Source organism: Marinilactibacillus psychrotolerans, from assembly GCF_900101525.1.
Lineage (GTDB): Bacteria > Bacillota > Bacilli > Lactobacillales > Carnobacteriaceae_A > Marinilactibacillus > Marinilactibacillus psychrotolerans.
Genome location: NZ_FMZD01000034.1, coordinates 1 through 11730, shown reverse-complemented (window position 1 = coordinate 11730; position 11730 = coordinate 1). Strand labels below are relative to the sequence as shown.

The window sequence follows — 11730 nt, the reverse complement described above, 5'->3', positions numbered from 1 at the left end:
TTACCGCATAAAAGCAGTTTATCACTTAACTCAATAAGAGATTATCACTCAGTTATTAGATAAGAGCAGCATATCAATCGACTCAATAAGAAATTTCCATTCAGTTACCAGATAAGAGCAGAATATCAATCAACTCACTAAGAAATTATCATACAGTTACCAGATAAGAGCAATTCATCACTTAACTCAATAAGAGATCTCCACTCAGTTACCAGATAAGGGCAACTTATCAATCGACTCAATAAGAAATTATCATACAGTTACCAGATAAGAGCAGAATATCAATCAACTCACTAAGAAATTATCATACAGTTACCAGATAAGAGCAGCATATCAGTCAACTCACTAAGAAATTATCACTCAGTTACCAGATAAGAGCAGTTCCTCACACCATTCAGCTCATCTCAGTCAGGTTTCTATACTCAAGCAAAGTATCTATTTTTAGAGAAATTGGCATGTGTAACAATAAAGATAGAGACTGAGAGCAAACGAGCTAGAAAGTAAAGCGCCGTCAAATCAAAATTAAATCCTAGATTTGACGGTGTTTTTGATTTTCCGACATTCCAAATTTTTAGACAATGATGACTTTTGTCCCAACTACGTTTTTTATGAAAATAATTAATAAGATAAGAATGTTATTCTAAAGATCAGACTCATTTTTATCATACTGAATAGAGTCGTTATGAAGCATATAGTCTAGGAAAATGATTAACTCAAGGAATTGAGCACAAATTTAAATGCTATGCTAAATTTATATTGGGCTCAATAAACATTTAAATAATAACGCTTTCATTTTATGATTAGTGCAAGGAGGAAGAACATGATTGATAATCGCTTGTTGGCACTCTTAGGAGTTTTAATTGAGATGCCAAAATTTTATTTAACTGAATTATCAATATTGCTAAATAGAGAAAGGAAGGGAATTGAAAAGGATATTCAAGAAATTAATCATTATCTGCAAAAAAACGATTTTCCCCTAATCAGTATAAAAGATAATTTGTATATTGTTCCGGAAATATTGATAAAAGAGTTTAATGCTCCAGAGAAGAAATTGAAGCATACTCAGATTTATCTAAACGAAATCGAGCGTATGCAATTGATCTATTTGGTTACGTTTATTCGGAAAAGTGAGCTTTCTAACTTTCATTATCAGGAATTTCTACAAGTAAGTAAAAATACGGTTTTGACTGATATCAGAAAACTAAAAGAAGACTGCAGAACATTCGATTTAATCTTTTCTTATTCTAGAAAAAAAGGATATTTTATCCAAGGAAGTGAAATAAATAAACGAAAAATGGCGTTTGATATTATTACATCGTTACTGGAAGCATCTAATGGGAAATGGATCTTAAAATATTTAATGAGTTATTGGAATGAGGAAAGTGATGTAAAAAAACTTGTAGAGAAAATGAAAGAAGAAGCAACACAGTATTCGATATCTTTAGTGGAAGATAGGTTAACAGAAATTGCCTACATGATTATCTTAATAAAAATTCGAAATAAAAAGATAGAAGAAAACATGGAAAAATACACTGATAATATTTCTCAAACTTCCACGATATTTCAGTATTGTAAGAGTATTCTGACTTCAATAATCAATAAAGTTAATAAAGAAGAAGTTTATTTCTTAAGTAGCTTTCTTTTGAGTATTGCTGAAGGGAATAGTTGTACAGAAGAAAATAGTAAATTATATTCTGTTACAGAAAATGTTGTAAACACGATGGAAGCCTTATCGCTTGTATCATTTCCGGCAAAAGAAACGCTGATAAAGTCTCTTTATATTCATTTAACAGACTATAAATTAAAATGATCTTCTTTTATAAATAGGGTGAAGACAATAGAAATCAAAAACAGAAAATAAATTGATTGAAATATTTTTTAGAATTGTATATGATTAAACTCTGAATTAAATAACACTAATTTTATGTAAGTATATTTGGTTATGGAATTATTCAGACCAAAGTGTTATTAGAATATGAGGGATAATCATGAATCACAAAAAAACGGCAAAAATAATTCTTGAAAATGTTGGCGGGCAGGAAAATGTTCAAGAGCTGACCCATTGTTATACACGATTGAGATTTGTATTAAATGATAAAGATAAAATTGATAAAGAAAAAATAAAAGAATTAGATAATGTGTTATCAGTAGTTGAAAGTGGAGGCCAGACTCAAGTTGTTATTGGTAAAGATGTCTCTGAAGTATATAAAGAGATTGACCCATTATTGTCAGGCGAAGATACAAAAGCGGATATTAAAGGAAAGCAAAACGTTTCATTGGTCAATAAAATCTTGAATACAATTGCGGCAATATTTACACCCACTATACCAGCGATCGCAGCATCGGGAATGGTTAAAGGGATTTTAGCGATAGCGGTTATGGTAGCTGAAGCCTATTTTTCAACTGATATTAAAGAATATAATACATATATTATTCTTAGTGCTGCTTCAGATGCTATTTTTTACTTTATGCCAATCATTTTAGCTTACACTTCTGCGAAAGTGTTTAAAGCTAATGAGTTTATTGCAATGGTTATCGCTGGAACGCTTGTTTATCCAACTGTTATTGACCTGATGACAGGTGATGCATCCGTTTCACTATTTGGGGTAGGTGTAACTCAAGCTAACTACACTTCTTCCGTTATTCCTATTATTATTGCGGTTTTCTTTCTAAGTTATGTACAACGTTTCTTTGAACAGACGATACCTGAAGTCCTCAAAATTATTATCGTTCCTACCTTTTCTTTACTGGTTATGCTTCCATTAACTTTATTGCTTTTCGGGCCGATTGGAATCTATTTAGGAAATGCAGTGAATTTTGCTTATTATTATATTATGGACTTCAGTTCTATACTGCTTGGAGCGTTCATCGGAGGATTATGGTGTGTGCTTGTTGTCTTTGGTGCACATCGGGCCATTATTCCGATTGGGATTAATGATGTAGCTCAAAATGGACGTCAAAACTTACTGGCTTTTGCTGGGGCAGCTAATTTTTCTCAGGCAGGATCTGCCTTAGGCGTGTTTTTTAAAACAAAAAATAAAGCGTTAAAAAGTGTAGCAATATCGGCGTGTGTGACAGCATTATTTGGTATTACAGAACCAGCTATTTATGGAACCAATTTGCGACTAAAAACACCTATGGTTTATGCTATTATTAGTGGTGCGACCGGTGGAGCGATTATGGGCTGGGGCGGTTCCTATGGTACAGCATTCGCAAATCAAGGGGTCCTAACGATTCCGGTTTATGCTGAGGCTGGAACGGTGGCATTTATTTCTTATCTAGTAGGTATAGCAGTCGCCTTTTTCGGGGCTTGTATGATGACCATCGTATTCGGATTCAAAGATCTGCCAGAAGAGGTAACAGAAAGCGAAAAGACTATTTCATAAGAAGTCGATAATTAAGTTAGTTGAAATATAAGGAAACTTTAGAAAAATTAATAATAGAGTCTTATCAAAATTATGAACGGTTCATAAAAATAAATGAGACCAATAAATTAAATTAAGGAGACTAATGATGGATAACCATTTCCCTGAAGATTTTTGGTGGGGTGCATCTTCCTCTGCATTTCAAATAGAGGGAGCTTGGGACGAGGACGGAAAAGGAATGACTGTAGCTGATTATAATTCTTTTAAAAAGTCAGAAGTTCAAGCTGATACTAAAGTAGCAAGCGATTTTTACCATCATTATGAAGAAGATATTTCATTAATGAAGGAATTGGGAATGAAAACTTACCGTTTTTCGATCTCATGGGCTAGAATTATTCCGGATGGTGATGGGGAAATTAATCAAAAAGGGATTGATTTTTATAATAAAATAATCGATTTGCTGCTAGAAAAAGACATCATTCCTTTTATAACGTTGTACCACTTTGATTTACCATATGCTTTGGCTGAAAAATATAATGGCTGGGAAAGTCGTGAGTGTGTTTATGCATTCGAGCGTTTTGCTAAAACTTGTTATGAAGTATTCGGTGATCGAGTAAAGCATTGGCAAGTTAATAATGAGCAGAACTTAATGGTACGAGTAAACGAACGCATGAATATGTATAATGTTTCAGAAAAGGATGCAGAACGCGTTCGTGCTCAAATGGATTATCATATGTTTGTTGCGCATGCGCTAGCAACAAATGCTTGCCATGATATGATTCCAGGTAGTAAAATTGGACCAGCTGTATCGTCTACAAAAACCTATCCTGCTTCAAACAAGCCTATGGATATATGGGCGGCTGAAATGAATGATAATTTTAAGACTAATTATGCACTAGATATGTACTGTTATGGAGATTATCCGGGTTATTATAATGAATATTTAAAAAAAGCAGAAATAAGTCCAGTAAGAAAGCCAGAAGATGAAGAAATCTTAAAAAAGGCAAAGCCGGATTTAATTGCAGTGAACTATTATCGCACACTAGTAGCAAGTTATCTTTCTGAAGATGAAGAGCATACTTATGGGACTAAAGTAAATGAAATTGATTATGACCTATATGGTTATTTCAAAATTGAAAAAAATGCACATCTAAAATCAAGTAAATATGGTGCCCAAATAGATCCAATGGGCTTAAGACTTGTGTTAAATGATTATTATAATCGCTACCGCTTACCGCTTATTATTACTGAGAATGGATTAGGTACTCCTGATGAATTGACGGAAGATGGAAAAGTGCATGATGACTACCGAATTGATTATCTAAGAGATCATATTTCGGCCTGTAATGATGCAATCGCTGATGGTGTTGAGCTGATAGGGTATTGTCCATGGGCGGTAATTGATATTTTAAGTTCCCATCAAGGATTTAAGAAACGGTATGGATTTATCTATGTTAATAGAGAAGATCATGACTTAAAAGACCTTGCTCGAATCAGAAAAGACAGTTTTTACTTTTACCAGAAAGTTATTGAGAATAATGGATTGACCAAATACTAAGGTAAATAATGGATTTGATAGGTATTTAACGCTCTACTGTTACTGTCATTAGAAAGAATAGTTATAGTTGACAATATACAAATAAACAGGTAAACTTTGGGTATCAAAAATCAAATAGGTATCATTCGTTTATTTTTAAGGTATGATACGCTTTAATGAACAAGCGGTAAGCTTTTTAAAGTTTATGCAGCCGGGCTACAACATGTAGCAGCAGCGTGTAAAAGACACACTGTGAGACAGTTATTCTGTCTTGCAGTGTGTCTTTTTTTATTGAAATCAAGTGGTTAAATGAGGTTTTAGTAAGAGTAGGAAAATAAAATCAGGAAGGAAGTTGCACAATGGTTCATTATTTATTAAAGACGAAAGCAGGACAATTTTTTATCGTAGGTACATTTTTTATTATTTTAGGAGGTGCAATGTTGCCATTCTCTGATTTAATGAGTCAATACTTTTTTTACAGTTCAATCTGTTTCTTAGGGTATTTTGCTGCAAAAAATGCTGTATCCGTTACGATTCAAACAAAATCTCCAAATGTAGACTTATTGATGATATTAGCTGCTCTTGGAGCAGTATTGATCAATTATGAATCAGAAGGCGCCATGTTATTATTTATATTTGCTGGTGCCGAATTGTTAGAATCATATGCTTCAGCAAAGTCCACGAAGACTATTTCAGAACTCATGTCACAAACACCAAGAACTGCACAACTTTTAAAAGAAAACGGTGAAGTGGTAGAAGTGTCTACTGAAGATTTGGCCATTGGAGATAGAATTATTGTATCAAAAGGTCAACAAGTTCCAATCGATGGCATACTTGATCGGAGTGTTCTAATAAATGAAGCGGCATTAACGGGAGAATCTATTCCGGTTAAAAAAGAAAAAGGCAATGAAGCTTTAGCTGGAACAATTAATGAAGGGGATGTCTTTTACTTAAAAGTAAATAAACTAAGCAATCAAACCGTTTTTTCTAATATTATACGAATGGTAGAAGAAGCACAAAATAGACCATCTAAGATATCCAAAATGATTGATAGAATCGAATCGAAATACGTTACAGCTGTATTGATCATTGTTCCGATCTTTATATTGGCTCTTTACACATTTGGTGACTTCAACTTTCAAGAAGCCTTTTACAGAGGCATGGTCTTACTAACAGTTGCTAGTCCGTGTGCATTAGTAGCAGCAGCTACTCCGGCTACACTCAGTGCTATTAGTAATGGCGCTAAAAATGGGATACTTTTTAAAGGTGGAACAGCTATGGAAGCATTGAATATGATGGATATTCTTTATAGTGATAAAACGGGCACACTAACATATGGGACCTTTAAAGTAACTGATTATCAACTAGAAACTGAACTTTTAAAAGAGGTTGTGTTCATGGAACAACAATCGAACCATCCAATTGCTAAAGCGATTATCACTGCATTTAAAGCGTTAGATTTATCGACTATAGATCATGAAGAAAGTATTAAGGAAATTGCTGGTTCAGGGTTAGTAAAAGGCGATCTTATGGTTGGAAAAAAGAATCTTTTTAAAAACTATGAAGATGAAAATCAGTATCTTAACATGCATCAAAAAGGTCATACCATAATTTATGTTGGAAAAAGTGAAAAGGTTCTAGGTTACTTTGCTTTGGCAGATCAAGTTCGAGCAGAGGCTGCTGAAGCAGTCAAAGACTTTCAAAAAGAAGGGGTTAAAGTAAGATTAATAACAGGAGATAATGAAGAAGTTGCCCAAACGGTTGCTGAAGAAGTGGATATTTCCCAATATAAAGCAAACTGTATGCCAGAAGATAAAATTCATTTCATTCAAAGAGATCAATCAATGTCAAAGACTGTTGGAATGATCGGGGATGGCATAAATGATGCACCGGCGCTGGCTAATGCTGATATTGGAATAGCTATGGGAGGCGGTTCGAGTGTGGCAATGGAATCGGCTGATATTGTCATTGTAAAAAATGATCTAACAAAACTTTTTTATAGTTATCAATTAAGTAAAAAACTTAAACAGATTATTATGCAAAACCTTATTTTTGCCATTAGCGTTATCGTTATTCTTATTGGATTGAATTTATTTGGTTTACTGGATTTGCCGGTCGGCGTTATTTTTCACGAAGGTTCCACAATATTAGTTATCTTGAATGGTCTAAGAATGTTACTTCAAAATAAAAACTCCTTATTAAAATAGGAGCTACTGCAGACTCAAGTAATCTAGCAAATTGAAAAGTAAAGTTTATTTAAAGTGAGTAGATCTATAAATAATGGATAAATTTATTTAATGACGACTATGAATTTTCATTGAGGAATATAAAAGAAAAAAAGCAAAATTCAGTACTATTTATAAGGGCAATAGTTGGCTTAATGACTATTGTTCTTTTTTGCGGGCTAACTTCCTGTTAAAGTAGCGTGCTGTTAAAATGTCAGTTAAGAATAATAAATGTTCCGAATGTTAAAATGGCTTAGAGAATTTTGTCCATTGCAGTGGACAACTATTAGTGAAGCGTTTTCTTAAATGTTTGATAAACTATAAATAGCAAAGGAGGGATAGCGATGAGTTCAAAGAAAGACCGTGAACAAAAGCTATTGCTGTTTCTTTCAAAAAAACAAACCTATATGACATCAGAAGAACTGTCTAATCAACTAGAAATCTCCAGAAAGACAGTTTACAGAATTATAAAGGATATTAATGAGGTATTTCCAGAGGGAGATCTTATACATGAAAAGCTAGTAATTCAACATTAAACATACTTATTAAAGTAACAATGCGCTAAGAACTCAATAAACATTAATAATTTGTATTTACCACCTCGTTCTGTTCCGTGGTCACCAAGGTGGATGACGTGATCGAAAACAGTTGAAAGCTTCATTTCTGGATTATGAGTTAACAGCACAGTAGTTGCTTTTGACCTGGTTATTTTCAAAGTTAAATCTTTTTGCATAACATAGGATCCTTCAAGTGATATGAAAATAGCTAAGTCATTTTCTTTAAGGTTATCAGCAGCAATTAATTGATTATTAAGTTGAGGATAGTATTCAACAAATTTTCCGGCAGTCAATAACATATGCTGCAGGATTTCAGCCATGTTTCCTGGTATCAACGTTGCGTAAAGATGAACCTTTGCAGCTTCATGAATTAATTCAGATAAACTCTCAAATTCTTTTAAATCCAGATTTTCTGCATAAGCTGCTAAGTCATTTACTGAATTTTGAAATTCTGAAAGGATATTTTTTTGTAAAGGACTTACTTGTTTATTAGTTATCACATTTAGATCAATTTTCATTTCGTCAAGTTCGATATAGGTTAAGTGATAATCTTTTTTTAAATCATTAAACCCAGCATAGCCTAAATTTTGAGAAAATCGAGTGACGCTCGCTTTCGATATATGGCATTCAGTGGCAATGTCGTTAATTGAAAGATTCTCTTTATATAAATGATTTAATAAATAGCGTGCAATAACAATATCGATTTCCGTATAGGTTGGAGATTGATTTATGATGTTTTGAAGCGTTAATATTAATCCTGCACTCATATGACCACTACTTTCTCGTTAAATAATTCATTATGATTTCTATCCTTTTCCTTATTATACCAATTAGTTTTATAAAACCATAATAGACATTATTTCAATTCATAAAACTAGTTTCAGAACATGAAACCGTTCTCTTATAGAGAGCCCATCTTGCTTAGTGTTGTTGGTATACTTGGACTATCAAATAGGAAAAGGATGAGCGTAAATGGGATTCAGGGAAAATTTTTATTGGGGAAATTCTATTTCAAGTATGCAAACAGAAGGAGCTTGGGATGCAGAGGGGAAAGGTAAATCAGTCTACGATATCAAAGAAGCGACTGAGATTTCTTCTGACTGGAAAGTTGCAACTGACTCTTATCATAGATATGAAGAAGATTTCGACTATATGCAAGACCTTGGAATGAATATGTATCGTTTCCAAATTTCGTGGAGCAGAGTAAATCCTACTGGAGAGGGAGCGTTTAATGAAGCTGGGATTGAATTTTATGATCGATTTATTGATTCCTTAATTTCAAGAGGGATTGAACCAATGATTTGTTTATATCATTTTGATATGCCTTTACATTTAGCAGAAAAGTACAATGGATTTTTATCGAAAGAAGTTGTTAGCGCTTTTAGCCGATATGGGATTGAAATGATTAAGAGGTTCGGCCATAAAGTGAAGCATTGGATTACGTTTAACGAACAAAATGCATTCAGTTTAATACCTGAAGTTTTTGAATCTTCTGGATATATGACAGGGGAAAAAAGTATAAACGAAGCCTATCAGATACAACATAATATTATGATGTCACACACATATGTGGCGAATTATATACATGAGAATACTGACTGCCAAATAAGTGGAATGCTTGCTTATCAAGAAATATATCCGGCAACTTGTCATCCAAAAGATGTCTTTAGAGCAAGAGAATTTGATGAGCAGATTAATAATAATTTATTAGAAGCATTTGTACATGGTCGTTATTTGGATTCATTTTGGTCACTGCTTAAAGAACATAATATTAAATTGGAAATCGAAGCAGAAGAATTAGATGAGCTCAGTAAATTAACAAGTGATTATTTAACGTTTAGTTATTACGCAACTAACGTCATTGATCATAAGAAAATTCCAAAAGGAACATTCCCTGCAGAATATTTAGAATTTGGAAAAGTTGATAATCCATATATAGAATCCACTGAATGGAATTGGCAAATTGATCCCCTAGGTTTTAGAAATATATTAAATAAATTGTATGCTAGATATCATTTACCAGTTTTCCCAATTGAAAATGGAATTGGCGTTATTGAAGAATGGGATGGAAAGAACTCAATAGAAGATGATTATCGTATTGAATATCATAGAGATCATATACAAGAAATAAAAAATGCTGTAGAAAAAGATGGGGTAGATGTAATGGGATACCTTGGATGGGGTCTGATTGACATTCTGAGTTCAAAAGGAGATATGCGTAAAAGATATGGTGTGGTGTATGTAAATAGAGAGAATCATGATTTGAAAGATTTAGCGAGAGTTCCAAAGAAAAGTTACCAATGGTTCAAAAGAGTTATTCATACAAATGGAGAAAATTTATCTAATGTGGTAAGCAGAGAGGAATGATCATATGTCAGATAAAAAAGAAAGAATGATGAATAAGTTTGTTGAAATTGCAACTAAAATAGGAAATCAAGTTCATTTACGCTCTTTAAGGGATGCTTTTGCAACGATTATTCCGTTGTTTGTTTTAGCTGGATTAGCCGTTCTGATAAATTCTGTCGTTTTTCCATGGATATTGTCGGGTCAAATGTTGGAAACAGCAGAACAGTTTGGAACTAGTATCATTCGGGGAACATTGAATAGTGCCGGCTTGTTGTTATGTCCTGCTATAGCTTACTTCTTATCAAAAAACAAAGGATTCAGTAATCCTATTTCAGCAGCAATTATTGCCATAGCAACTTATATCACAATGATGCCACTGCAACTAATGGCTACTACTACCACAGGTGAAGAAGTGCTAGTAGATAATGTATTAAGCTTTAATAATTTAGGAACCGGAACAATGTTTGCCGGTATTGTTATTGGTTTAGCAGCTACTGAATTGTTGATTGCGCTTAATAAATTTGATATTTTGAAAATCAATCTAGGAGAAAAAGTTCCACCAGCAGTTTCGCGATCTTTTAATGTTATGATTCCAGCTATCATAACGGTCTCTTTATTCTCTGGATTATCTTTACTACTCATGATTACATTGGGAACTGATTTAATTTCTTTAATTGTAACGATTATACAAGAACCTTTAAGAGCAGTTGGAACAAGTTTAGTGGGATATCTTTTCCTATATAGCTTAGGAAACTTATTCTTTGGATTAGGGATTCATCAATCTGTCATTAATGGACCATTTACAGAACCGTTCATGACACAAAATATTAATGAAAATTCAGTAGCTTTTGCCGAGGGTGTAGATATACCGCATATTTTAACAATCAGCTTTCAAACTGCATTTGCTCAAATGGGCGGAACAGGCGCAACGATTTCTTTAATTATTGCCATCCTCATATTTTCAAAAGTAAAAGCTTATAGACAAATTGCAAATTTATCAGCAGCACCCGGTATTTTCGAAATCAACGAACCTTTAATATTTGGTATGCCGATTGTGTTCAATTTACCAATGATTATTCCATTTGTTTTACTTCCAATTATTCAAACCATTATAGCTTATCTGGCTACTGCGGGGGGATTGATAAGTAAGACAGTTGTATATATACCATGGGTGACGCCGCCTGTTATAAGTGGCTGGCTGGCAACTGGAGGAGATTGGAGAGCTTCGGTACTCCAGGTTTTCCTGATTGTGTTAGGCGTTATAATATATCTACCATTCTTGAAAATCAGCGAACGAGTATTAATCAAACAGGCAGAATTGGAACAAGATCTGTAATAGAATTATGATTTAAGAAGAAAAACAATGAGTGTATTTATAATATTTAAAAATGAACTAGAACGAAATAGCCAACTCGATGATATACTGAAAGTATAAGTATAAGTATAAGTATAAGTATAAGTATAAGTATAAGTAATGAATTAATTAGAATAGCCCTATAAAACAAACTTGATCAGAACTATAAGTTTTTAACGAATAATATGATCAAATTATTTCTTGTTTGAATTCTAAACAAAAAAATACTATACCATTGATTTCTATAATTGTGAGTAATATTAATCGGGAATGTCTCTGAATTAAAGTTTTTATTGACTATAAAAAGAGTATAATCATCATCAAAAAAGGAGAAAGCCAATGCGTT

General features: G+C 33.2%; 7 protein-coding genes, 1 pseudogene and 1 riboswitch. Of the genes and pseudogenes, 7 read left to right on the top strand and 1 reads right to left on the bottom strand.

Going from position 1 to position 11730, the window contains the following annotated elements; all coding sequences use genetic code 11:
* The first annotated feature begins 820 nt into the window (after window positions 1-820).
* From BLT22_RS11795 to BLT22_RS11775, 5 genes and pseudogenes are all read left to right on the top strand, one after another.
* Window positions 821-1810: a BglG family transcription antiterminator gene (locus BLT22_RS11795; protein ID WP_091763476.1), complete on the top strand. Its 990-nt coding sequence runs from the start codon at window positions 821-823 to the stop codon at window positions 1808-1810.
* Window positions 1811-1988: 178 nt separating this feature from the next.
* Window positions 1989-3380 (top strand): annotated as a pseudogene (locus BLT22_RS11790) (PTS transporter subunit EIIC); the annotation flags it as partial.
* Window positions 3381-3513: 133 nt separating this feature from the next.
* Window positions 3514-4923 (top strand): glycoside hydrolase family 1 protein, encoded by a 1410-nt coding sequence (locus tag BLT22_RS11785; protein ID WP_091763474.1) that lies wholly within the window; start codon window positions 3514-3516, stop codon window positions 4921-4923.
* A gap of 145 nt (window positions 4924-5068) precedes the next feature.
* A riboswitch (NiCo riboswitch) is annotated at window positions 5069-5165 on the top strand.
* A 96-nt stretch (window positions 5166-5261) separates the two neighbouring features.
* Window positions 5262-7109: a heavy metal translocating P-type ATPase gene (locus tag BLT22_RS11780; RefSeq protein WP_091763473.1), complete on the top strand. Its 1848-nt coding sequence runs from the start codon at window positions 5262-5264 to the stop codon at window positions 7107-7109.
* Between the two features lie 362 nt (window positions 7110-7471).
* Entirely contained in the window at window positions 7472-7663 is a 192-nt protein-coding gene (locus BLT22_RS11775) for a helix-turn-helix domain-containing protein (RefSeq protein WP_091763472.1), read from the top strand.
* Here BLT22_RS11775 and BLT22_RS11770 read toward each other — a convergent pair.
* Window positions 7660-8451: a MurR/RpiR family transcriptional regulator gene (locus tag BLT22_RS11770; protein WP_091763471.1), complete on the bottom strand. Its 792-nt coding sequence runs from the start codon at window positions 8449-8451 to the stop codon at window positions 7660-7662. The two genes, BLT22_RS11775 and BLT22_RS11770, sit on opposite strands and share 4 nt — an antisense overlap.
* Window positions 8452-8656: 205 nt before the next feature.
* Here BLT22_RS11770 and BLT22_RS11765 point away from each other — a divergent pair, with 205 nt between their 5' ends.
* Together BLT22_RS11765 and BLT22_RS11760 are read left to right on the top strand one after the other, a co-directional pair.
* Window positions 8657-10051: a glycoside hydrolase family 1 protein gene (locus BLT22_RS11765; protein ID WP_091763470.1), complete on the top strand. Its 1395-nt coding sequence runs from the start codon at window positions 8657-8659 to the stop codon at window positions 10049-10051.
* Window positions 10052-10055: 4 nt separating this feature from the next.
* Window positions 10056-11366, top strand: coding sequence for a PTS sugar transporter subunit IIC (locus tag BLT22_RS11760; RefSeq protein ID WP_091763469.1), 1311 nt, complete (start codon window positions 10056-10058; stop codon window positions 11364-11366).
* Window positions 11367-11730: the final 364 nt, after the last annotated feature.

Coding starts and splice junctions, on each gene's coding strand:
- BLT22_RS11795 (WP_091763476.1), top strand. CDS start 821: ATGATTGATAATCGCTTGTTGGCACTCTTAGGAGTTTTAATTGAGATG.
- BLT22_RS11785 (WP_091763474.1), top strand. CDS start 3,514: ATGGATAACCATTTCCCTGAAGATTTTTGGTGGGGTGCATCTTCCTCT.
- BLT22_RS11780 (WP_091763473.1), top strand. CDS start 5,262: ATGGTTCATTATTTATTAAAGACGAAAGCAGGACAATTTTTTATCGTA.
- BLT22_RS11775 (WP_091763472.1), top strand. CDS start 7,472: ATGAGTTCAAAGAAAGACCGTGAACAAAAGCTATTGCTGTTTCTTTCA.
- BLT22_RS11770 (WP_091763471.1), bottom strand. CDS start 8,451: ATGAGTGCAGGATTAATATTAACGCTTCAAAACATCATAAATCAATCT.
- BLT22_RS11765 (WP_091763470.1), top strand. CDS start 8,657: ATGGGATTCAGGGAAAATTTTTATTGGGGAAATTCTATTTCAAGTATG.
- BLT22_RS11760 (WP_091763469.1), top strand. CDS start 10,056: ATGTCAGATAAAAAAGAAAGAATGATGAATAAGTTTGTTGAAATTGCA.